At 40.0% G+C, this 24,440-nt stretch carries 18 protein-coding genes; all 18 read right to left on the bottom strand.

The features are described 5' to 3' along the window. A partial coding sequence (locus tag FFR60_RS21475) for an InlB B-repeat-containing protein (protein ID WP_171005001.1) occupies positions 1-5,912 on the bottom strand: 5,912 nt, incomplete at its 3' end. A 515-nt stretch (positions 5,913-6,427) separates the two neighbouring features. Beyond that, on the bottom strand, positions 6,428-7,309 hold the full coding sequence (locus FFR60_RS21480; protein ID WP_137665754.1) for a sulfite exporter TauE/SafE family protein: 882 nt from the start codon (positions 7,307-7,309) through the stop codon (positions 6,428-6,430). Positions 7,310-7,327: 18 nt separating this feature from the next. Further along, a complete protein-coding gene (locus tag FFR60_RS21485) occupies positions 7,328-8,344 on the bottom strand; it encodes a proline racemase family protein (protein ID WP_088935593.1) in 1,017 nt (338 codons plus the stop codon). Between the two features lie 202 nt (positions 8,345-8,546). Further along, positions 8,547-9,026, bottom strand: coding sequence for a glycine/sarcosine/betaine reductase component B subunit (locus tag FFR60_RS21490; RefSeq protein ID WP_088935594.1), 480 nt, complete (start codon positions 9,024-9,026; stop codon positions 8,547-8,549). 26 nt (positions 9,027-9,052) lie between these two features. Next, the gene (gene prdD, locus FFR60_RS21495; RefSeq protein ID WP_137665773.1) at positions 9,053-9,790 is read right to left on the bottom strand and encodes a proline reductase cluster protein PrdD; all 738 of its coding nucleotides are present in this window, start codon (positions 9,788-9,790) and stop codon (positions 9,053-9,055) included. A 146-nt stretch (positions 9,791-9,936) separates the two neighbouring features. Then, the gene (locus FFR60_RS23255; RefSeq protein WP_206920117.1) at positions 9,937-10,182 is read right to left on the bottom strand and encodes a hypothetical protein; all 246 of its coding nucleotides are present in this window, start codon (positions 10,180-10,182) and stop codon (positions 9,937-9,939) included. Positions 10,183-10,209: 27 nt separating this feature from the next. Beyond that, the gene (locus FFR60_RS23260) at positions 10,210-10,662 is read right to left on the bottom strand and encodes a glycine/sarcosine/betaine reductase selenoprotein B family protein (protein ID WP_206920116.1); all 453 of its coding nucleotides are present in this window, start codon (positions 10,660-10,662) and stop codon (positions 10,210-10,212) included. A 3-nt stretch (positions 10,663-10,665) separates the two neighbouring features. Further along, a complete protein-coding gene (locus tag FFR60_RS21505; protein ID WP_010741587.1) occupies positions 10,666-10,971 on the bottom strand; it encodes a CBO2463/CBO2479 domain-containing protein in 306 nt (101 codons plus the stop codon). Between the two features lie 9 nt (positions 10,972-10,980). Continuing rightward, positions 10,981-12,882 carry a D-proline reductase (dithiol) proprotein PrdA gene (gene prdA, locus FFR60_RS21510; RefSeq protein WP_137665755.1) on the bottom strand — a complete coding sequence of 634 codons (1,902 nt, stop codon included), beginning with the start codon at positions 12,880-12,882 and terminating at the stop codon, positions 10,981-10,983. A 26-nt stretch (positions 12,883-12,908) separates the two neighbouring features. Further along, a complete protein-coding gene (gene prdC, locus FFR60_RS21515) occupies positions 12,909-14,198 on the bottom strand; it encodes a proline reductase-associated electron transfer protein PrdC (RefSeq protein ID WP_171005002.1) in 1,290 nt (429 codons plus the stop codon). A gap of 529 nt (positions 14,199-14,727) precedes the next feature. Then, the gene (locus tag FFR60_RS21520) at positions 14,728-16,083 is read right to left on the bottom strand and encodes a peptide MFS transporter (RefSeq protein WP_088935599.1); all 1,356 of its coding nucleotides are present in this window, start codon (positions 16,081-16,083) and stop codon (positions 14,728-14,730) included. A gap of 28 nt (positions 16,084-16,111) precedes the next feature. Further along, the gene (pepI, locus tag FFR60_RS21525) at positions 16,112-16,993 is read right to left on the bottom strand and encodes a proline iminopeptidase (protein ID WP_137665756.1); all 882 of its coding nucleotides are present in this window, start codon (positions 16,991-16,993) and stop codon (positions 16,112-16,114) included. A gap of 15 nt (positions 16,994-17,008) precedes the next feature. Next, positions 17,009-18,085 (bottom strand): M24 family metallopeptidase, encoded by a 1,077-nt coding sequence (locus tag FFR60_RS21530; protein WP_137665757.1) that lies wholly within the window; start codon positions 18,083-18,085, stop codon positions 17,009-17,011. Positions 18,086-18,601: 516 nt separating this feature from the next. Next, positions 18,602-19,087, bottom strand: a complete 486-nt coding sequence (locus FFR60_RS21535; protein WP_088935602.1) for a threonine/serine exporter family protein — start codon at positions 19,085-19,087, stop codon at positions 18,602-18,604. 20 nt (positions 19,088-19,107) lie between these two features. Further along, positions 19,108-19,866 (bottom strand): threonine/serine exporter family protein, encoded by a 759-nt coding sequence (locus FFR60_RS21540; protein ID WP_088935603.1) that lies wholly within the window; start codon positions 19,864-19,866, stop codon positions 19,108-19,110. A 195-nt stretch (positions 19,867-20,061) separates the two neighbouring features. After that, positions 20,062-21,132, bottom strand: a complete 1,071-nt coding sequence (locus tag FFR60_RS21545; protein WP_137665758.1) for a M24 family metallopeptidase — start codon at positions 21,130-21,132, stop codon at positions 20,062-20,064. A gap of 136 nt (positions 21,133-21,268) precedes the next feature. Further along, positions 21,269-22,789, bottom strand: coding sequence for a chloride channel protein (locus FFR60_RS21550; protein ID WP_137665759.1), 1,521 nt, complete (start codon positions 22,787-22,789; stop codon positions 21,269-21,271). 55 nt (positions 22,790-22,844) lie between these two features. Next, positions 22,845-23,921, bottom strand: a complete 1,077-nt coding sequence (locus tag FFR60_RS21555) for a replication initiator protein A (protein ID WP_137665760.1) — start codon at positions 23,919-23,921, stop codon at positions 22,845-22,847. Between the last annotated feature and the right edge of the window lie 519 nt (positions 23,922-24,440).

The following is a 24,440-nucleotide window of genomic DNA, read 5'->3' on the forward strand; positions in this document are numbered from 1 at the left end:
TTACTTCCATCTTCTACTGTTTGTTTCGCAACAGCTGAACCACCATCGGTTTCAAACGTTACATCGAATTTCTCTTTGGCTTTCCAACCTGCATAGATTGTCGTTACCTCCGTGATCACTTCTTTATCGAAGTCGAATGCTTCTTTACAAGCTTTATCTTTATACCAACCAGTAAAGTCGTAACCAGATTTTGTTGGATCAGATGGTTTTGTGGCTTTCGCTCCATCTTCTATAGTCTGTTTCGGCACCGTTGAACCGCCATCCGTTTCAAACGTTACGGCGAATTTTTCTTTCGCTTTCCAGCCTGCGTAGATTGTCGTCGCTTTCGTAATGACCTCAGTGTCAAAGTCGAATGCTTCTTTACAATCTTTATCCTTGTACCAACCAGTAAAGTCGTAGCCTGCTTTTGTTGGATTAGATGGCTTACTTGCTTTGCTTCCATCTTCTACTGTTTGTTTCGCAACTGATGAACCACCATCGGTTTCAAACGTTACGGCGAATTTTTCTTTTGCTTTCCATCCTGCATAAATTGTCGTCGCTTCCGTGATCACTTCTTTATCAAAGTCAAACACTTCTGTGCAGCCTGCATCCTTATACCAACCAGTGAAGTCATGACCTGCTTTCGTTGGATTAGATGGTTTACTTGCTTTACTTCCATCTTCTACTGTTTGTTTTGAAACAGCTGAACCGCCGTCCGTTTCAAACGTTACATCAAATTTCTCTTTCGCTTTCCAACCTGCGTAAATTGTCGTTGCCTTCGTAATTACTTCTTTATCGAAGTCGAATGCTTCTTTACAATCCTTATCCTTATACCAACCGGTGAAATCATAACCCGCTTTTGTTGGATTAGATGGTTTACTTGCTTTCGCTCCATCTTCTACTGTTTGTTTCGCAACAGCTGAACCACCATCCGTTTCAAACGTTACATCGAATTTCTCTTTTGCTTTCCAACCTGCGTAGATTGTCGTCGCTTCCGTGATGACTTCTTTATCGAAGTCGAATGCTTCTTTACAAGCTTTATCCTTATACCAGCCAGTAAAGTCGTACCCCGCTTTTGTCGGATCAGATGGTTTTGTGGCTTTACTTCCATCTTCTACAGTTTGTTTTGCGATCGTTGAACCGCCGTCCGTTTCGAACGTTACGTCAAATTTCTCTTTGGCTTTCCAACCTGCATAAATTGTCGTCGCTTCTGTGATGACTTCGGTGTCAAAATCGAATGCTTCCTTACAATCTTTATCCTTATACCAACCAGTAAAGTCGTACCCCGCTTTTGTTGGATTGGCTGGTTTACTTGCTTTCGCTCCATCTTCTACTGTTTGTTTCGCGATCGTTGAACCGCCATCCGTTTCAAACGTTACGGCGAACTTCTCTTTTGCCTTCCAACCTGCATAAATTGTCGTGGCTTCCGTGATCACTTCTTTATCGAAGTCGAATGCTTCTTTACAATCTTTATCCTTATACCAGCCAGTAAAGTCATAACCTGCTTTTGTTGGATCGGTTGCTGGTTTGCTTGCTTTTTCATCTTTTTTAATTGTTTGACTGACAACAGAACTACCGCCTTGAGTGTTGAAGTCAACAGTAAATTCTTCTGTGCCATCAACTTCCCATGCTGGCCACATAATCATACTTCCCTTAATTGTGATTTGCTCACCCGGTTTATAGATTCTGCCACCAATTTCATTTCTGTTTGTCCAACCTATAAATTTATAGCCATCTCGTACCAAAGTATTCTGATCCATTATTTCTACAATGCTATTTTTCAAATAAGGCGACTTATCATCAACTGGAATTGCTCCTCCAGTAGCATTAGTATTACGATAGACAATCGTACATTCAGTATTTTCGATTGGCATTTCTTTCCACTGCGCATAAAGGACCGTATCTTCCTTGATTTTGAACGATACACCCGCCTTATAAGCAGTTCCTTTTCCGTCAGCCTGTGTATTCCAACCTTCGAATGTGTAGCCTGCTTTCTCTAACTTCCCTGCTGTTAGAACAGTCACGCTGCTATTTTCATTATATGGAGATTTTGGATCAACAGGAGCTGCCCCACCCGTATTGCCATTTCCATCATAGGTAATTGTGCGTGGCTCACCTTCTGGGTCCCCACCTGAGCTGCCATCTTCTTCCCAAACCGGATAGAAAATCATACCCGCTGTCAAAGTAATTTTTTGGCCAACAGTATATACTTTTCCGCCAGATTCAGCTTTGTTTGTCCAGCCAACAAAAGCGTAACCATCTTTTGCCATATCTCCATTACTCATTACAATCGCAGTATCACCGTGCTTATATGGCGAATTTTCATCCACAGGCGCTGAGCCTTGTTCATCTGCATTCTTCCTGTATAGAACTGTTACGTCCTTACCATTAGGAACAACCTTTTTCCATTGAGCATACAGAACTAGACTCTCTTTCATCCCATATTTATTTCGAGAACTATAGGTCTTGCCACTTCCATCTGGCTCAGTATTCCAATCGTTGAATACATATCCTTCTTTATATAAATCCCCGTAGCCTAATGGTGTCATCTGATCATTAATTCCATAAGGCGAATTTTCATCAATTGGCGCTGTTCCATCATCATTTCCATTACCATCGTAAGTAACTGTAAGGGCCTCTACCCAATAAGCATACAATGTAGTATCTTCAGTGATGTCAATAGTCTCGCCTTCTTTATAAACTGCTCCTGTATAGTCTGATTTAGTACACCATCCAGCAAAGACGTATCCTGGTTTGGCCATATCATTTGCACCTTTTACAGGCACTCTCGTATTCTTTAAATAAGGCCCTTCCTCATCAACCGGAGCTTCACCCTCATCATGACCATTACCATCATAGGTTAACTTGAGACCTTTTTCCCATTGCGCATACAAAACGGTATCATCAATAATCTTGAAGTCTTCCCCCACTTTGTAGGCAGTTCCACTACCATCTGCTTTTGTATTCCAGCCATTGAAAATCTGATCATCTTTTGCTAAATCACCTTGCTCTAAAACGGTCACTTTACTGTTTAATGCATATGGTGCTTTATCGTCTGATGGAACGGTTCCTTTTGTATTTCCATTGCCATCATAGGTCAACGTGTACTTCTTATTACTATCTCGCCATTGTGCATACAAAACAGTATCACGAACCAGCAGCATCTTGTCCTCTGGCTGATACATCGTTCCGCTGCCATCTTTTTCAGTGTTCCAACCAACGAAGTCTTCACCCGTCTTTTTAAGAGTACCTGCATCCTTCAGTTTCACCTTGCTCTTCTTATCATAAGGTGAAGCCTCTACTGGTGCTACTCCGTCAGTACTTCCATTGCCATCATAAGTCAGCTTATGTGTTTCGGTCTGAACTGGCTTGGGCAAACTTAGATGCCAGATTCCACCACCAAACGTTGTTGCATACATTTGCGACGGGTCCCGCGTGTCTTCCATTACCCGTGTCGGAACCATATGTTGGAATTCATCAAGTTTTATCCAATCATCAAAGCCAGTATTCACTCCTTTATATGAAACATACACTTCTCCACCAACTGTGTTACAAAGATACAATACATTGTCATTACGACTATCCACTCGCAAATCATAAACATTGGCCGTTGATGGATAAATCATCTTCCAAGTCTTTCCATCATCTTGTGAAACCCAGCCGCCACCATAATCTCTTTTACCAGGATCACCATTTACCGATGCTGCACGACCCGCACCATAAATATTTCCTTGAGAATCAACAGAAAGTCCATTAAACACTGCCACATAGTCATGGCCTTTTCGGTTTGGTTGCATTCCTTCAGTTGGCATTGAAGCTATTTTTTTCCACTCTTTTGCATCACGTTCTAAATAATAAACTGGTCCATCATCTGGATGATAATCCATTAATCCCAATTTTTGTTCATAAGTTCCGTCTGGTGCTGCTCCGCCAGTTGGCGCAAAAGTAACATACAGACGTGAATAATCAGGTGTCCAAGTTAAACGCCATGGTGTTTGCTGCTTAGCATCACCCATTCCATCAATGAATTTTCTCCAAGTCTGACCACCATCGATTGATTTGTAAACACCATAACCCATACATGAGGCATAGACCACACGTTTATCTGCTTCTTTGGGACTATAAGGATCGACGACAATATCTGTGACGACAGCTCGGTCCGGCAACCCGCTGGTCCCATCGTTATCACGAATAGGTCGTTCGCCTAATGTTCCACTAACATTCCAGCTGGCTCCTCCATTTGTCGAACGGGCAACTCCACCAGAAAACGATTCAAATGGCCGGTTCGCATTTTCTTGACTGGCATTGGCTAGCTGAATTACACGACCAACATAAGATCCAATATTCATATCATGGATACCGGTAAACCCAGCAAAACATAATCCTTCAATATCAGGATCAAAAGTAAACGCATAACATGAATTGGAATAATAGGTCTGCTCAGGTATGCCGTTCTTCTGTGATCGTTTCCAGTTATTACCACCATCTTTTGATTCAAATAATCCAACGTCTGAATAACTCATAAACATATGGTTCGAATCAAACGGATCAACATCTACATCCCAGCTGGTAATCTGATCAATCCCTTTCGTTGCGCCATATTCAGTATCGACATCAAAGTTACTATTTGTATCTGTCCATGTTTTCCCGCCATCCTTGGTGATGTATGCATTCCCATGGTTCGTGCTGACAGCTATATCTGGATTGGTCTTCGATACGGTCAACCCTGTCTTCACACCGTTCCATGCCAAGGTCGGACTTGTACTTCCCATTAACTCAGTCCAGTTGTGTCCAGTAATATTTCCAGTATCCCAACCTTTAAGACTCGCATCCCATGTCTCTCCACCATCATCAGAAACTGCAACTGCAACCCCTAAAGTTTGGTGTGGTCCCGTAGATGTATAAACACTTAGATAAATTTTATCACCATTAACCGCTACTCCAGCTAATTTTCGATCGTTACCAAGATTCGAGTCTTTATAATTTTTTGAAATGCTTTCCCAATTTTTGCAATCGGTTGATCGAAGCAATTCTTTGTACGTATACTCTTCTTCACCTTTTGGAGTAAAGGTCACATCTGTTTCTATTATATAGTAGGTAGTTGTCTTCGTTTTTTCATCATAATACCAATCACACGTTCTCGAAGTCTTGTCAGTAAGAGTTTCAATCTTCCCTGATCCATCATCAACAACTTTGTAAATTCCATCACTCGTCATAACAGTTATTTCACGCTCAGTTTCTGAGGAGTCTGGATCAATATACAACTTCATATATTTTTCAAAACTATTGATTGAATAGCGATGATGGGTAAATTTTCCTTCTGGAAATTCAACAACAGTCTTCCAGCTTTTTCCGCCATCGACTGATTTCTGAATCGTTGCCTTCATCGTTTTCCCACGATTACCTTCATAACCACCTTTAGCGATATAATACAGTGTATTTTTATCTTTTGGATCTACAGTCAGTCCCATCACTCGATTCGTTGGCGCTTGATTGGCATCATTAAGGAGAACTGCAACACCCTCCTGAAGTCCTGAGGCCAAACCTTTGATATTACTCTCCGGCGGATAAAGTCGTTCATAACTCTGTCCTTTATCATGAGAAATGTAGATGTGTTCATGATACGCATAAACAATGTTTTCATCATGCGGATTAAAAGAATACTTAGTACTCCCTAATAGATTTCGCTGAACAAAGCTTTCACCCCCATCAATAGATGAAAAGCTTCCCGACATATCCGTATTCATAACAATATTATTATCATCTGATGGGTTAATCTGTGCATTAAATAGTCCCCCACCTCCTCCTGGGCCGACTGTCGGATTATTACTCGCCGCCGCTTCGGCCGTAACCATACTGAAATTAGGTATAAAAGACCCTAATATCATTATGATTGTTAAGATTGATGTTGCTACCCTTTTCTTTTTACTCATAAATTCTCCTCCCTATTTCTATTAAAAAAAGCTTTATTTCTTCTTATTTATCATCAAATACACTAAAAATAATTAAGAAGAAGCCCATGATATAAGTATATCACCGGTTTTTTTTTAACAAATGCCTCTTATCACCCATATTGCGCTCATTATTCTGTTATTTTCACCGCTTATTCACAATTTTAATTATGTAAAAAACAGTATCTGTTGATAACAATCAACAGATACTGTTAAGTTAATCTTTTTTGATAATTTTCATTATTATCACCGTGATGCACAACGTCTGCCACACTGAAACTAACGTGGCAAAGTACTTGGTGAACTGATCTAAATATCCGAACTACCTAGAGTAACGCTGGACCGCAAGAGCTTTCACTGATTCATCCACTAGATGGACAATTTACAGAAAAAAACAGCCCGATCAGGAGAAAAATTCTCTTGATCGGACTGTCTTATTTTGTTACTTTACTTTTTCGGTAGAACCACCAAAATAAGCAAGTAGTTCAGAATCATTTTTATGCTTTTGCAGCAGCAGGTTTCATACTCTTACGAATATAGGTAACACCTGTGTAAATGATTACAACAATAATAATATAAGTTAGAATTTCTAAATCTAAGCCAGTTACGAATTTCGCAGCGATAATTACTCCGACAATCCCACCAACTGTGATCGCTAAACTAACCTTACGTGCGTAATCACCTGTTTTAACAAAGTTCAAACTCGCAACAGGCATCAAACCAGCACATGATCCCATCATTACTGGGAAAGCAACTAGCGGGCTTAGACCCAACATGTAAACCATTGCCATACATGGCGCATACAAACCAACACCGATCGTCATCAATGCTCCTAAGAAGAAGTTGATCACAACACCGATGACCAATTTGATTCCTGTCAACGCTGTTGCTGTATTATCAGCACCTAAAATATCGATCCAGCCTCGTTGTTTCGCAAACATCAATACAGCCGTGATAATCAATGCCCAGCCCATCCAAAGTTGAACTTTCTTTTCTGGTAATCCAGTTACAAATTTTGAACCGATAAATGCACCGATTGTCGCAGACCCAACTAGAGCGAATAAAGTTACTGGAGAAACATCCACTACCTGAGTGAAGATAAACGCTTCAACCAATACCGGAATACCATGACCAACATTCAATGTTCCTGGCAATAAACGGTCAGAGCTTAATTGCTTTGTAAGGTCTAAAAGCAAAGTAGTGGGTGCGAAACTCCCGATTCCTAACGTATCTAAGAAGTCTGTAATAAAGCCGATAATTCCTGAGACAAACCAATTTCCATGTCCCAAATCATCTTTGTTTTTGACTAAGTCGCGGCCCATATTTCCTGTGTGTAATAAAATCAAACCAACATAAATCGCTAATAATAGTGTTACCATATTACCCCTCCTCCATTTTTATCCCAGAAGGAAACCATCCTTCAAGGAATCTTTCGGATCAACTAAGAATGAGTTGTATCCAGTGACATAAGCCGAACCTGTTACACGAGGAATAATTGCTTTATATCCTCCAACTTCAGCCTCTTCTACAATTTCGCCTTTAAACTTCGTACACAAAATACTTTCATACACAAATGTATCGCCGACCTTCATCTCGCCTTTACCATATAGTGTTGCAAGTTTTGCGCTTGTACCAGTTCCACAAGGTGAACGGTCAACTTGTCCATCGCCAAACACAACGACGTTTTGATAAGTCGCATCTGGACTTGTCGCCGGTCCATAAAATTCAACAAGGTCAACTGTCTTGATGTGTTCCAATGTTGGGTGTTGAATTTCAATTTGTTCATTCACTGCATCACGAATGATCATACCCAGATCGTTAAATTTCGAAGCATTTTCTGGTTTGATTTCCAATCCAACAGATGCTGCCGGCAAGATCGCAAAGAAGCTTCCGCCGAAAGAAATATCCATTGCCAATTCACCAATTTCAGGAACATTGACTTTTACATTTTCTTTATAAAGGAATGATTCCACGTTTTCAAATGATACTGACTCTGCTGAGTAGTCTTCATCTAAATGTACTGTTCCGCGAACGATTCCTGCTGGTGTATCTTGAACAACTTTTACTTCACGGTCGCCTTCTTTTACTTCTACCCAGCCTTGTTCAACTGCTGACGTCATCGCCGCAATTGTGTTGTGCCCGCACATGTTCAAATAGCCGCCTGAATCCATAAAGATGATTCCATAGTCAGCTTCTTTGTGAACTGGTTCAGTGATAAAAGCGCCAAACATATCACGGTGCCCACGTGGTTCAAGCATCAACATTCTACGCAAGTCATCTGCTTCTGTTTCTAAATAGGCTCTCTTATCAGCCATTGTTTCACCTGGGAATTTTGGAATTCCACCGATGATTAAACGTGCAGCTTCACCTGCTGTATGAGTGTCGATCGCTGAGATCATTTTTGATACTTTCATGATTATCCTCCTTGTTCAAAGTAATGAATGATTTTTTCCGTTAAAAAAATCGCCTGATTCTCACGTCGTATATGATTCTGCCAAACGGCGTTCGATATTTTTTTGTTCACTATTTCAATGATTCTGCGAAAAGCAGCACTGACACCTTCGTTTCCTATTTAGTTAAAATAGGACTCTGGTGATTCATTCATCAACAATTACTCTAACGTACCTGTTGATTATCTTTTCGCATTTTTAATTTGATTGACGCAAGCGCTTTTACTGCATCCCGCTGATTAATCGTATTTTCGCCGACTACTTCCGTTTCGATACCCGCTTCTGATTTGTTAAAATCCAGTACGTGCGTGGTAAAGTCATTTTCAACCACAAACTTCGCTTGTGTACCAATGAACTTGAGTCCAATCACGCTGATATCTCGACGACCGATTTCCTCTAAGGTATTCGCAAAGTCCACATCTGAATTTCCCCAGCCGTCAGTTGCAGCAATCACACCATTTGTGCGCATTCCTTCCAACCACGCAGCGGTACGCTGCCCAACTAGGTATTTCATTGCGTTACTCTGCGGTGTCCCCACGACCACGACTCCTTGAAAGTCGATATCGGGGTCCTTGCCTAAAAGTTCGACGAGGGGATCTTGAAAGTGATGCAGTGATGTTTCTTTTGTCGATGGGCCAATTCCCATAACGCCACCACCTATCCGTTATTCAGTTAAACCATGGAACGAATCGCTCCATCGCGATACTCATTTGCTGATAAAAAGACTGGCATATTGTTCATATCGATGATCGAACATCCACCTTTGAAACCACTTGGTTCATTAGGATAGAGCAGCATATCATACATCGCTCCTTGACCAGCCACTTGTTTGACTAAAGCGACTTTAGGTTTTCCGGGGTTGATATTTTCTTCAAAGACATGAGCTTCGCAAGCATCTTTACCTTCCAACATCTTCATTCGTTCGCGAATTTCTTGGATAAATTCATCCACGATCGCAAACATTTTGAGACAGAGCTCACGATTAAAAGGAGTCCCCTTTTTCGCTAGGAGATCTACTAAAATAATGTAGTCATCAGCGTTAGGTGTCCCTGCTCGATTCAATACTAAATGATCACGCAAAACACCCTCAGAAGAGCCAAATTCATGCATTTGTTCTCCTTCTTCAATAGCACCTGTCATAACGACAGAAACTCCAGTAAGTGTATGCGTGATCCCTGTACCCAACACACCCAACACCTTCGTAGAAATCGGAATGATATCCATGATGGTATTGGTTTCAACTTCATGTTGATGTGGTGGGAGTAATCGAATCGTCAGCTTCTGAATATCGGCGTCCTTGCAGTCAAAGTCTTGCTTGATTTGTAAGCGCGTTGGTTCGATACGAAAGTCGTTACCTGTAGTAACTTCTTCCATATGAAAAACTTTGATCTTTAAAGTTTCGCCTCGCATCATTCACACCTGCTTTCAAAGTAAACGGCGATTAATAAGTAGCGCCTTCAGAAATAAGTCAAAAATTCACAAAAACTTGATAAACAGTTTTAGGAATTTTCGTCTTATTTCTCGACGCTGAGCACTTATTAAATCAGCCTCTTGATTTAGACGTGGGCAATGTATTCATAAGGTAATGGAACAATTTTCCCTGGCGTTTCGATTGTTACTAATGCTTCCAAAGTATCTTTCATGATACCTGTTTGCATTTCAATGTTATGTGGTTCACCAGCATTGGCACCCATTGGTACGCGCGGTGCAACAGCACGTGGAGTACCGTTTTGGCGTACAACTGGTGGTAATGCGGCGATTAAAATAGTAGGAATCCCTGCTTCCTCAATAGCTCTCTGCACGATCACGGCAGTTCTATGACAGGTTCCTCAGCCAGCGGTTAAGATGACTGCGTCAACTTCTTCTTCTACTAATTTTTGAGCAATAGCAGGTCCAGTCACATCGTGGAATGCGTCTTGGTCTCCGCCACCACCCATAAATGCGTAGTGTACAGGGGCAGATTCTTTGATGAATCCTTCCGCTGCTAATTCGTGCAGACGGTCTAATGGGAACATTGCGTTAATGTCGCGATTCGCATCGGCATTATCGTATCCTCCATGAGAAACCATCAAATCATCTGTTGCTGAAGTATCTGGTACTTCACGGAAAGAAGTATCTCCCGCTAAGTTGAATCGTTTATCTGTTTTCAAATGTACGCCGGCTGCAGTTGCTAATGCCACACGCATTTCTTTAAGCTCTTTTTTAACAGGGGTAAAGACAGATTTTGGCGTAATCGGCACAAAAATTTCTGACTGTAACCCTTCAAAGACTGTTAAGCCCATGTGTTAATTCTCCTCTCTTGCTTCTTCACGTTTTTTTCTGGCCTCGGCCCGACGACGTTCATGCTCATAAATAGCAGTCTTATAATGTTCATCCGGCTCTTCGGCCAAAACTTCTGGATAGGTCATTAAAAACCCAACTTCTTGACCGATTTCTAAATTATACTCAGAAATGATCATTCGACGGGGTATTTTAAGCTGGCCCAAACGACCTTTCAAGTCAATCGTTACGCTGGCATCATGAAGTTCAACGATAATCCCTTCAAACATCTGTTCCGTCGAAATATATTTGAGTTTGTTCATTCCATCCATTACTTCACCTTATTCTACTTCGTAAATTTCTTGGCGTTTTTTACTCTTAGGTAAGACTTGCTCATTATCTACTAGGTCAATTTTCTTACCTGTAGTTTTTTCAATGATTTCAATGTTGTTTGCTTTCACATTTGGATTCCATTTACGTTCAGCAGTTTTGATCGTACCGCCGCCCATCAATGTTTTCAACATTGCTAAATCACGAATTGCGTCTTCTTTACATAGTGTGTTATTAGACAAGATTTCATTTTCGATACCTTGCATTGATTTGTTGTTGTCAACCATTGCAATCATTTCAGGGTTTCCGACAACTAACGCACCTTGCACAGCTGAATAAGAGTCGCCGACAACTTTAATGCCGCGTTTGCCGATTTCTTCAATATGTGAAGCAAAGTCGATGTGGTTGTTACCAAATCCTTCGGTCGTAACGATCGCGCCATCTACATCCATTGCTTCGATCGTCATACCTAAACGTTTAGAAACATAGTATTTTTCAGTATTAGCTTGCGGAGAACCAACAAACATAATACCGACTAAATCGATTTCTTCATCTTCCATCGCTTCACGTACTAGAGGTTCTCTCCAGTAGTGACGAGAAGTTTCTTTTGATGCTGGTCCAATACATGTTAATGCATGGATCCCGCCGTCTAATACTTCAGTTGGTGCTAAGACAACTGGCAAGTTACCCAAGTCAACGTTAGGTTTTGCACCTAATGTTCCAACTGGTTCGATTGGCATAATCAAGTTATCGTGCATCGCACCTTGACCCATGATCTCCTTGACGATGATCACACGTTTGTTACCAATACGGCGTTTTTGTACGATCTCATCTTGTTCTACAACTAAAGATTCGTCTGCTTTTTTAACTGCTTCGCGAATTTCTTGAGTAATGTAGTCAGATGCTTTATGAGCGGCTAATGGTCCAGGACGTTCCATATTCGCGCCTTCTTTAATCGTTACTTGTGTTTTGATAAAGATTTCGCCTTTATCTGGTGCACCAGGACGTCCCCACATGATGTTACGGTCTAGTTCACCTTCAGATGAACCGAATTCTCCGATTTGCACACCGTTTGCGTCGGTACCTGTAAGAACCATTACAACGCCATCTAACACACGAGTAACGCCATGGCCGATATCTGCGCCATCAACTTTAGCAGCGATTGGTTGTACGTCCATGATTGTTTCACTGTATTCGTTGTATTTATCTGGTGTAATGATTTCAAAAGTAACACTTTCAACTAGTTCTTCTAGTTCTGCTGCTTCCGCACACATATCTTCCATTTTACGTAGAACTAATGTAGTGCCTTCAATTTTCGTTTCGTCACCGAAAATAACTTTTTCGATCTTCATGTGATCACGACGAACTGAACGAACTACTTTTTCTTCTACTTTAGCTTCAGGAGCCGCTGCTTCAACCGTTGATGCTTCTGGTGCTTGTGCTGCTTCAACTGGAGCCGCTGGTGCTGCTGGAGCTACGCCCATTTGACCTGCAATAGACATTGGTACTTCTAGATCAATACCGCGTCCTTCAGCAATATGGATTTTGATTGTTTGTCCGCCGACTGGCGCAACTGGTGCTACCGGAGCAATAGGAGCTACAGGAGCTGGAGCTGCTTCTTCAGCAGGAGCTTCCTCTTCTGTTGCTTCTTCAGTGCCTTCAGAAACACCATCTAGTAATTCTTTTGTTAATGGAACCAACGCATCCGTTGTTTCTTTCAATGTCGTGCCAAGTACTTGTTCGATAGTTAGAGTATTTTCAGGTAATTCTAATAAACCTGAATCCTCTAAATCTGGAAAGATCGCTGGATCTTCTAAATCATCTGGTGCAATTACTTTGCCTGCTTCTGCACGGCAACATAGCACTGCAGGGTCTTTGGCATGTTCTTTAGCAGTTTCTGCTGTAATAGACATTCGTTAAATCCTCCTAAAATTTTTGATTAGTTTGTAGGTAATTTACGATATAGTCTGTGCCCATCTGCCCGCAGTACATGATCTGTATGATGATAAACCGGAACTCCTAACCTAGGAGCTACACCCATAACGGTGTTCGTTCAATCGGAACACGATCCAGTCATTACTACTTCTGCGCCTTGTTTCTTCAAGGACATAACAGTTGCAGCTTGACCTGGACAAATACCTGGCAAGGCACATCTATATCTTCCATTTACTTCTACCATTCGCTTGCATCTTTCAGCAGCGACAACTTCTGCGCCCATGTTGTTGGCAATCTCGGTCATCCGTTCGGCAGAACCGCCGCACTCGCAAATCAAAAGACCGACTTTACGACTTTCTTGAGGGAATGGCATTGCGACTAACACACCACCACTAGTTTTAGTGATAGGAGTCATCTCATCGCCGCTTCTTCCCGTCATTGGTCCGCCGATTACGATCTCGCCATGCGGTTCGACATATCCGCCAACATTGTTGATCAATGTTTTAACTGGTGTCCCGATTGGCACATCAACAAATACAGTTTCTTTTTGTTTTACACGACCTGATACGGTCACATCTTTGTCAATGAACGGTTTGCGATCTTCAATTGCTTCCGCGATTCGTTTAATCGTTTCCACATTATCAATCACCGCACCAACTTCTGTTGGAAGTTGGCCTGGTTCTAAAACAATGTCCATTACTTCACGAACGATCATTCGTTCATCTCCTGCTGGATAAATATCCGGCAGTTGGTAAACGTCAAGCGTCGGTTCATTGTCCACTGCTTTTAACAACCGTGCGACTAACAACCGATGCTTGCCTTTCACAGCAATGACACCTTTAGGAGCGTTAGTCATCTCCATACAGTACTTCATTCCGCGAATCAATTGATCGATGTGTTCGCTCATCTGTTTCACGTTATGCGCTAGCAATGCTTCACATTCTGCACCGTTTGCGATAAATGTTCCTTCTGGAATATCACAAGCCAGTTTCAAAAAAGTTGGAAAACCAGCTCCTCCAGCACCGACAATACCTGCTGCTTCGACTGCTTTTGCATTAGACTCTGTATCAGGGATAGGTAGATATTTAGAAAAATCTTGTTCTTCATCAATTGTCAGAACGATATTTTCACCATCAACATCTACTACTTTCCCAGAAAAACTTGCATGGATATTTGCACCTAAGCCATTTGGTTCTGCAATCAATTGTCCTCGTTGGACTTGATCACCCGCCTTTACGATCCCTTTACAAGGAGCGCCGACATGTTGTTTTAATGGTATAAGAATTTGTGTCAAATTATTTCACCTCCTCGCTTCTTCGTTTGTTCGAACTTGAGCAAATCAGCCACCCGTAGTTCATGTAAATAATAGCACAATCACACATCATGTAAAAGGTCGTTTCTTGATTATTTTGATATTTTCTGACAAATAACTTTACGAAATGTATATTTTTTTGGATTCTCTAATTAAATTTTCATCAAACTTGTCAACTTCACAAAAAGCGTTTGCAAATACTAGCTTCAACCTATTTTTATCCAGCAGGTTTAATCGTCAATCCAATTAATATCTGACAGTTTTTTATAGGAAGATTAGTTATTTCACAAACAACTTTAGCTTTCACTATCGTTATTTAATCGAGACTCATTATCAGTTGAAACGTAACTCTATAGATTCCATTTATCAATTAAATCTACTACCTTAAGTGAAATTTATATGTATAACTGTTCACATTAGCCTTTCTCATCTTGCATCTACAATTCTTTCGGCTGTTTATAAACGCAAAAAAGCTCCTGTCTTTTTTAGACAGGAGCTTAAAAACTTCTGATTAATCGTCTTGTTCTAAACGGTCGAGTGTTTTACTTCCAAACCAAAGTATTAGACCTAACACAATAACAACTGCAGCCAGAATACCGTAACCCATTTGGAAACGAGCTGGATCACTTGTTTCTAAAACTGCATAAATTTTAGGGTAAATCATCGTCGCAAAGAATACTGCGATAGGCCATAAACCCAGTAATAAGCCCATCACTTTAGCTGGCGCTAGTTTAGCGATAAATGAATTCCCTAAAGGAGAAAAGATCATTTCACCGACAGACATCAACAAACTTACCATGACTAACCAAATAATTGAAGTAGTTCCATTACCAACAATATCAGCAAATACCATGACAACATAAGAAACACCAACTAGAATCATTCCTAGCGCCGTTTTCTTAAACATACTCATATCGCCTTTAGGACGAGCAGCCAGCTTAGTCCATAAACGTCCCAATAATGGGCCTAAAACGATACAAGTCAAAGCATTCATTGAGTCAAAATAAGATGTTGGAATTTGGAAGCTTCCAATCATCCAGTTAGCACGACCTAAGAAGCCGGCACCATCACCATAACCAAAGTAATAGTAAGCTGGCATATATGCTAGATACCAAACTGTCCAAAAAACAATGGAGAATATCGTAACTAAAATAATCGCCAAAATACGTTTTTTATCTCCAGAAGTTAGCTTAGTATCAGCACCTTCTTCTTTTTTACCAGCAGATTCAAATTTACGTTGGTCAACCTTAAATGGTTTTTTACCAGCTTCACCTAATGAACGGCTATTAAAAATGAACCAAAGTGCATCAATCAATAGTAAAATACCACAAATCAAGAAAACAAAATTATAGCCGAATGGTTTAATCAACAATACTAAGAAAGTTGTTCCAATGAACGATCCAATATTTACAAATGAATACTGAACAGAAAATGCTTCATTTAATGCTTTTTCATCATCAAAAAGGAGCCCGTTAACACCGGATAAATTCCCTTTAAATAAGCCAGTCCCAATAGATACTAAAATAATCATAATCCAAACCATTGTAAGAGAGTGTGCTTGCCAAGTGAATAGATAGCCTATTCCCATCAAGACCATTCCGGCAGCCACACACAAACGTGGACTTAACCAATAGTCAGCTAACCACCCTCCAACAATTGGAGTTATATACGTCATTGCAACGAATGCGGCTGAAACTGATGCTGCTTTTGCAGTTGATAGTCCAAGACCACCAGACCCTACGTTAACCGCGATCCAAATCGCTAGCATATATTTTACTGTGTAAAACGCACACCGTTCAAATGAGAACCCTAGTGCACAGACGTAAAACCCAAAAGGCTTCTTAGTTTTTACTGGAGTTGTTTCCACTATCATTCCTTCTTTCTTCTAAAAAAAATTAATCGTTCGCTAATAACCAATCTTCCAACAATTTCATATACTTCTCACGTTCTTCAACAAAAGGCATATGTCTGCTATAAGCAAACAATTCCCATTTTGCTCCTGGAATCGCGTCGTACATGGTTTTTGCTACTAAAGGTGTACACAAATCGTTTGTGCCGCTAGTAACAAGTGTCGGTATAGTTACATCTTTTAGTTTTTCGGTGTAATCATACCCATGTAAAGTTCCTTCTGGTGAATATTCGTTTGGTCCCCAAGCTGTTACATAGCTTTCTGTTCCTGCTACTTTTTTACGCCACAAAGGTTCAGGATCTTTTTCGGTAAATACCGGTGCCGCATGGCGTACCATAAAGCGATCATTCGCTGCTAAATAAGCAGGATCATCATAAACACCCGTTTCTTCCGCTTTCGCAATTGCCGCTTGGTCTTCTTCCGACATGAATTTAATCATCCGATGTTGTTCTTGAGCCCATAATTTAGCAGAAGGTAAAGTACTTGAAAGTACCATACTCTTAATGCCTTTTGGTGCATAATCACAAACATAGATGATCTCTAACATTCCGCCCCAAGATTGTCCTAATAAATGGACTTCATCCAGACCCAGATGCTCTCTTAGTGCGATCAATTCATTGACCCATGTTTCAGCCGTCCAAAGTTCCGGCTGTGAATGTACCGCAGACTTCCCGCAACCTAATTGATCATACATGATGATCTGGCGGCCATCGACCGCCATTTCATCAAGTACTTCAAAATAGTTATGGGTTGATCCGGGTCCGCCGTGCATGACAATCAATGGTTTCTTATCACCAGCTTGTTCACCAACAATCCGGTAATAAGTTTGATGCCCTAGATAAGGCATATATCCTTCTTCGATTTTCATACGTTGCGCGGCCTCCTAACCGATTACTTCTAAGTCTTTAGGATAATGATTCAAGTTTTCACAGCCATCTTCTGTTACGATTACCAAGTCTTCGATGCGCACTCCAACTTCGCCTGGAATATAGATTCCTGGTTCGATTGAGAAGACATTGCCAACTTCAGCAACATTATCGTTTGCTCCTGAAACATCACCTGTTTCGTGGCAATCGATTCCGATGAAGTGGCCTAGGCGATGAGTAAAGTATTCGCCATAGCCTTTTTCTGTAATATAATCACGGGCTGCAGCGTCAAGATCAGAAAGCTTCACTCCTGGTTTCACTAAATCAATCGCACGTTGAGCTGCTTCTTTTACGATTTCATAAACTTCACGGCCTTTGTCAGAAACTTCTTTATAGAAGAATGTCCGAGTCATGTCTGAAGCATATGAATTCTTGATGCCGCCAATGTCTAGAATGACAGAATCCCCTGATTTTACTTTTGAATCATCCGTTTCGTGGTGAGGGTCTGCAGCATTTGCGCCATAACCAACGATTGGATCAAATGAGAAGCCTGTGTTGCCTAACTCTTTGTAAATTTGACCTAGCTTGTCTGCCATTTCAGCTTCAGTTAATTCTTCAGGCAATAATTTCTTCAAACGATCAATAGCAATCTCATTATCAGCCTGTGCTTCACGCATCAATTGCTTTTCTTCTTCGTCTTTGATAGCACGAACCGCATCAGTCACTTCTGAACCATTACCTAATTTGGCATTTGGAACAAGTTCTAACAAGTGTAATAAGAAATGAGCAGGCCAGTTCTTGTCTACACCAATTTTTTGGTCAGTATCAACATACTCAAGAACTTTCTTCACAGCATCGTCGGTATCATCAATAAATACTTTTTCCACGCCCAAGTCTTCTTCGATTGGGAATAATTTGTTAACGATCAATGTGTTTTTGTTATCTGGAGTAATCACTAATACTAACAACCGTTCACCAGGATGAATCCAGCGACCAGTTAGATAGAAAATAGTTGTTGGATCTGAAACTAACAGTTGGCCATAACCTTGTTCTTTCATTTTTTCAATTACTCTTTCAACGCGACGTTCTTTCAAAATGTTTCACTCCTTCTATTGATATATTGTTTGCCTGTCGGCATTATTAAAAACAGCTCTGCTTTCACGTAGCTGTTAATAATCTCTTTGCGCGGAAACTCACTGCTATGCAACAGTTCGGAATTAGTAACAAAAAAATTGTGCAACTATTCACCTATCACTAGTTTTAAAATAACCATAAATCCATTTGAATTTCAAGTCTTTAGACGAATAAATTCAAATTTAATTGTTCGTATCCGCTTCCACTAGTTTACTATATCTTTTGGCTTATTTAAACAATTCTTTAAACTTTTTTTCGAAATCATCGCCTATCTGGAATAATTCTAAAAAAACTATCCCAAAATCTATTATATCTCCAGTTAATTACCTTCCTTATCTTTCTCTCATTAAATTGTTTTTTAATTAAAAAAATGGGATTTTCAATAACATCTACTATAACGATCTGGCTGTTTTTTTGTTATCATAATAAAATAAAAAACAATCCTGTTATACAACAAGACTGTTAAGTGTGTTTATTCATGAGAATGAATTTTTATTCTTTTGCATTTTATGATAAGAATAGAAGAATTTCGGCGATAATTCATATCCTACGGTGATTCCCACCGCAATCGCGATGGCGATCTTCAAAACTTGCACGCCAATCTGAGCTGCTTTAATAGAATCACCAATGAAGAAATTATAAGTAAAATTGTAAATCCCCATCCCCGGAACGAGACAAAAAATACCGCAAATCAAAAAAATCGTCACTGGTGCTTTTAGAGCAAACGAGGCTTCTCGTGAAAGATAGATCAGAGCCAATGAGGCAATGAAGGTCGCTGCTATTGGTGCAACCCAAAAATGCATGATCAATAAATAGATAAACCAGCCGCATGCACCGATTACTCCGCAATGAACATAGTAGCGGCGTGGTACTTCGAACAAAATTGCAAATGAGATGGTACCTAGAAAACCTGCTAAAACCTGAAACAAACCATTTATCATCGGCTTCACTCCTCTCACCATTTTTAGAAAATCATTCTTAACTACATGATGCTGAATACTTTTAAAACTAAGCCAACTCCAACTGACACACAGAGAGCCGTGATCAATGCGTAGATCATCTGTCCCCAACCAGAGCTATAATCACCATCAAATAAATAACGAATCCCATTAACGACTGCCACTCCCGGTAAAAGGGAAATAATCCCCCCAGTAACTAGACTCGTCAATTGCAATACTGGGAAAAAATGAACAAATAAACAAGCCAAAATACTGACAAACCCACTGCAAGTAATCGTCGAAATAATATCTGACATATTGAATTTTGGTAATAAGTACATAGAAAAGCAGGCTAACAGCACACCTAAAAAGAGAGCGCCGATCGTATCCCACAAGCTTCCACCAAAAATAAAACAGAAACTAGCACTACCAAAAGCATAGGCAAAAATTTTCAATGGATTGGAAGCAAAAGTTTCCTGCTTAATCTCTTGCAGCCACTCGTTCGCTTCTTCGGGACTCAAGCGTTTTTCAGTTAACCTTCGCGACAAGGTATTAATTTGTTCGATACGTCCCAAGTTAATTGGTGAGATCGGAATATCTCGAACCCGCGCTTGAACAGTTTGGTCTTTCAACCGCGCCGTCATAAAAATACCATTGATTAACACAAAACTATCAAATTCTTTCAAGTCTAATGCTTCCGCAATATGACGAATAGTCGTCTCGATCCGTTTGATTTCTGCACCATTCTTTAATAAAGTTTCACTAATATCATAGACAAAATCAAAAGATTCCCGTTCATCCATCGGTCTCCCTCCTTTTTTCTATTGGAAAATTCTCCAACTTGTTCATCGTTTAAGCTTTAGAAAATGATTTAGTCCACGAAATCTGACAGCAACAACACTAATAGCATCGCTTTTCATTGAAAAAACATCGTGACTAACTGTTAAAAAACGACGACAGCTTTTGCCGTCGTCGTCTTAGTATAGCCTATCTCACGCTTATAATTCAATCAAATCATGAGAAATGCTGATCATATTTTCATAGCCGTCATCAGTGATCAAAACTTGGTCTTCGATTCGTACACCGCCCCAATCTGGAATGTAGATTCCTGGTTCAATGGTCATCACCATGCCTGTTTCCAATACGTCATCATATTGTTCATCAATGTATGGTAATTCGTGTACAAACAAACCGATACTGTGGCCGATATTACGGTAGGTATATTGTGGATACTCGGTACCTTCTAACGGTTTCAATGATGCTTGATAAATATCTTTCACCGCGGCACCATTTTTCATTACAGCTTCTGACGCTTCTAAGCTTTGTTTTTCCAGCTCGTAAACTTCGCGTTGTTTGTCTGATGCTTTACCGACAATAACTGTTCGCGTCATATCAGACATGTAGCCTTCATACTGACAACCAAAATCCATTAAGACAAAGTCGCCATATTCAATTGATTTTTTCGATGGAATCCCATGTAATAACGATGTATTTGCTCCGGAAATCAAAATATTTCCATAAGGCTGTGTATCTGCTCCTTCTTGTACCATATACATAGAAAGTCTGGCGGCTAAATCTTTTTCGGTAACCCCAACGCGAATGTCATCCAAAATTCGATTAAACGCACGACAAGAAATTTCACACGCATTACGCATGTATTGGATTTCTTGAGGAGATTTAATTGCCCGCATGCGATCAATCACACCGCCGGCTTGTACGAATTCGGCTGTTGTTTTCGACGTGAAATCAGAATACATATCATAGGTTAAATAATCCGCCTCAAAAGCGATCGTTTTTAAGTTTTTCTCACTAGCTAAGCGCGCCACAGTATCTCCAACAGTTCGACCAGGCAGGCGCCAATTGATAATTTCATAATCTGGTACTTCGATATTCGCCTGTTCGGTATAGCGCGGATCTGTTAAAAAGTATTGTCCTTCTTGTGTGAGCAAAATGAATGAATCGTCTCCTGTCCAACCGCTAGTAAAACGAACGTTCACCCTTTTGGCAATAAAAAAAGCATCCAGTTTTTCTTTTTCCAAATACGCACGAATCTTTCCTTCGTTTAACATTGTCACACGTTCCTTTCTGTTTTGAAGTTCTAGCCTTCTAATAAATAGAGTAGCAGTCAGCAGAACTTTGGTCAACGCTTTCAAAAAATTGGATAAAAAAAGGGAAAAAAGTTTATTAAACTTTCTTCCCTTTGGTTTATTTACGTTGATGGCGACTCATACGAGTTCTTGGTGCATCAGTTGGCGGTCTATCTGTTTTATTTGCAGCAGTACTTTCTGGTTCACGTGGTTTACGAACTTCTTTACGTGTCAAAATTTCTTGCTTAGGTTCGGTAACTCGTGGCTGTAGATCAGCTTTTTCTGCTTTTTTACGCTTAGCGGCTTTTCTTAATTCAGAAACATCCCGTGTAGTGCCCTCTTCTTCTGTTTTTACTGAAGACTTTTTGGTGCGCTTCGGCAGTTCAGGAAGTTTGAAGTTATTGATTGTTTGTTCTTCGCGGAAAAATGGCACTAGCTGTAAAAATAAATTGCCTAGATACCCTGCCAACCAGATCCATAAAAACAATTCTACTGGAAACAGCAATAAAAACAGACATGCCGTTGCAAAAGGCTGTTTCAAAATCACTGCGCAGGCACTAGCCGTAAACACAGCAACTAATAGACCTGGTGAGTATGGCAGCAAATTCGCAAAGGCCAATCCGACCGCAATGCTGGCAAAAATCATTGGAAAGATTGTCCCTCCGCGCCAATTACAGGCCAAACAGATTATCGTTATGGCAACTTTACCAAATCCAATCAGCAGTAAGATGAAGAAGCTCATCGTCTCCGCTTGTCGGGTAAAGGATAGCAAAGTATGCTCACCAGAAAATAGAAAGTATGGCGAAATCGTTCCTAAAACGCCTAAAAGAATTCCAGCAAAGATCGCCAGCGGTAATGGATTGCGAATCCGTTGATTCAGCTTCTCGCCTCTTTCTTGCGATACTAAGAAGAATTTCCCGAAAAGCGCGCCTAAAATAATCATCGGAATGATTAACAATAACCCTTGCCAAGTAAAACTACTTTCCATTCTTCGAATTGCAAAGACTTGTTCTTGATTCGGAAAAATACTATAGGTTAGAAGATAGCCAATAAAGCCAGTAAAAGTAGTAAAAATATATAAAACATACTTTTTGAGTTTACTTTCCGTAACAACCTGCCAATCGTCCCATTCCACAGAACGTCCAACACCGAACAGTGGTGTCATAAAGATAACTCCCAATGAAGTTCCCACACCAAACTCAATCATGTCGGCTTGCTGACGCTCAGCAATTTTCCTGCGATCTGCTATATATGTTATTAATCCGCCGATAATGGCTACTAACGCTGCCTCTGGTCCTAAGCTTGCTCCAAAGAACAGTACAATTAAGGAGCCTAATAAATTTCGTACCAGCTTGCCATCATGATAATCAATCCGGTTGGTTTCTTCATATTCTGTGAATGATTCTTGTAAGGTTCGGGGGTAGCGGCCGAATGTTTTCACAAAAAAGCCAATCGCTACGCCTCCAATCGTACAGATGATCAGAGGATAAAAGCGTGGATCACCGATTGCTTTGGGCAAAATTTGCCACAAAAGTTGATTTCCAAGCTCCGTCAACCCCATAAATAAAGCTACAATGACTCCGACAGCTAGTCCTAAAAGACCACTATAGCCAAAAAATGATAGTTTAAACTTATTCATATAATTAACCTTTCTCTAGATAGACTCCGCTACATTATAACAAAGGTTGGCCGTCTTAGGAGAGATTTTGGGCGACTTTTCGTGTTTTTTGTTGTGTGTTTTTTTGTTGAATAGTCAATTGAACAGATGAAAGCGTTTGTTGCAATTCTGGCGTTAACTGATAGTGATCAACTAAATATTGACGCGTTTTTTCGGTAAAGAAACCTTTCATGAATGCAAAGAAGAAACCTTCAGGATTTTTGACCGTCTTGTAGCGATACATCTGTTCAATTGCTTTAGCTATGGCATCGCTGATACCTGTTTTGAAATAATCATTGTGCTCAAAGGTCAATACGTCGGCTTCAGCTGGCAATCCAGCATTTATATATTGTTGAGAACTCGCATATTTAGCTTTAAAAATCGTATCAACAAACCAACGTGCTTTGCGATAATTGCCTTCACAAAAAGGTAAGAATCGGTTAAATGCTTGTTGAGGCAATAAATGCGCATAGCGAACACTTAACCCGTCAATGAGACTTTCTTCTTGAGAAATCTCAGCTATTTTAGCTGCGTTGTTTGTTGCTTTTGTTTCTCTTGTGTTTTGGTTTGCTAATTGTTTTTGTGTACTTGTAAGCAAATTTTGCGAGTTCGCAGCTGCAGATTCTGCGTCTCTGTCCACAGTGGATAACTCTTCTTCTTTTCTAGGTAAGTCGTTTTCCACAGTTTTAACTGATTTGGTGCTAGTATAATTTTTGAAAGAAAGTTGCACAACGATATCTTTTTCAGGAGCTTTAGGATTTGCAACATAAATACGATAATTTTTAAGTCCATGACGAAGAATCTGGATTAAACCAGCTGCAATTAAAGTATTTTTCAAATTAGTAACTTTCCGTTCTGACACGCGCAACAAAGCGGCAGCCTCTTCATTGGAAAAGTAAATGTATGGTTTCCCAGCTTCATCAAGCCAGCTTCCGTCTTTTTGAGAATTGTAAATGCTGCAAGTCATACGCATCGTGTATAGAGCATGGAGCATCATTGCTTCAATAGAAAGATTTTCGTATTGTGGATTATTGATCAGATTTAAATCGATTGGAATATAATTCCCATTTGGTAAGTTTGTTGCGGTCATGATATTATCTAAATTTATGGACATGACAAAAAAACCTCCTTAGATTACTTTCAAAGTTATTACGAAAGTTTTAAAGGAATGCTTACTGTCACAGGATATTTGATTGAGAAAGCAACCAAAATATGGTATACTTAATAAAGGTTAGGCAAACACCAATTTTTCTAACCCTTATAAGTTTATCTAAATGTGACAGGCTAATTCGCCAAAATTAGCTCAAACCTTTGAGTTTAAAGATCGCCAAATCTTTAAACTCTTTTTTTCGTTTTTTTTCTACATGTATAGAATAATTGATTGAAAGCCTATTGTAAAGCGATTCCCGACCATCTTTTTTTAGAGTAAACTTTTATTATGTTTATAAAAGCATTTGAGGTTTACTATATTATTGAATCAAAAACAATTTTGGTTTACTTTATTAAATGATGTAAAAGTATTTTTGGTAAACTCCAATTAAAGTAATACGACTTCCCTTTCTAATTGAAAATGTGGATAAAAAGTAATGTGGATAAGGGCTTCTTTAGTTTTCCACAAGCTGTATAAACAGGT

Source organism: Enterococcus hulanensis (assembly GCF_005405485.1).
Classification (GTDB): domain Bacteria; phylum Bacillota; class Bacilli; order Lactobacillales; family Enterococcaceae; genus Enterococcus_A; species Enterococcus_A hulanensis.

Bases quoted from the DNA above. Each gene is read 5' to 3' on its own strand.
- FFR60_RS21545 (WP_137665758.1), bottom strand. From the start codon at position 21,132: ATGTTAAACGAAGGAAAGATTCGTGCGTATTTGGAAAAAGAAAAACTG.
- FFR60_RS23260 (WP_206920116.1), bottom strand. From the start codon at position 10,662: ATGGGCTTAACAGTCTTTGAAGGGTTACAGTCAGAAATTTTTGTGCCG.
- prdD (WP_137665773.1), bottom strand. From the start codon at position 9,790: ATGCGAGGCGAAACTTTAAAGATCAAAGTTTTTCATATGGAAGAAGTT.
- FFR60_RS21550 (WP_137665759.1), bottom strand. From the start codon at position 22,789: ATGAATAAGTTTAAACTATCATTTTTTGGCTATAGTGGTCTTTTAGGA.
- FFR60_RS21505 (WP_010741587.1), bottom strand. From the start codon at position 10,971: ATGGATGGAATGAACAAACTCAAATATATTTCGACGGAACAGATGTTT.
- FFR60_RS21490 (WP_088935594.1), bottom strand. From the start codon at position 9,026: ATGGGAATTGGCCCATCGACAAAAGAAACATCACTGCATCACTTTCAA.
- FFR60_RS21485 (WP_088935593.1), bottom strand. From the start codon at position 8,344: ATGAAAGTATCAAAAATGATCTCAGCGATCGACACTCATACAGCAGGT.
- FFR60_RS21555 (WP_137665760.1), bottom strand. From the start codon at position 23,921: ATGTCCATAAATTTAGATAATATCATGACCGCAACAAACTTACCAAAT.
- FFR60_RS21535 (WP_088935602.1), bottom strand. From the start codon at position 19,087: ATGGTGAGAGGAGTGAAGCCGATGATAAATGGTTTGTTTCAGGTTTTA.
- FFR60_RS21480 (WP_137665754.1), bottom strand. From the start codon at position 7,309: ATGGTAACACTATTATTAGCGATTTATGTTGGTTTGATTTTATTACAC.
- prdA (WP_137665755.1), bottom strand. From the start codon at position 12,882: ATGTCTATTACAGCAGAAACTGCTAAAGAACATGCCAAAGACCCTGCA.
- FFR60_RS21540 (WP_088935603.1), bottom strand. From the start codon at position 19,866: ATGGATGAACGGGAATCTTTTGATTTTGTCTATGATATTAGTGAAACT.
- pepI (WP_137665756.1), bottom strand. From the start codon at position 16,993: ATGAAAATCGAAGAAGGATATATGCCTTATCTAGGGCATCAAACTTAT.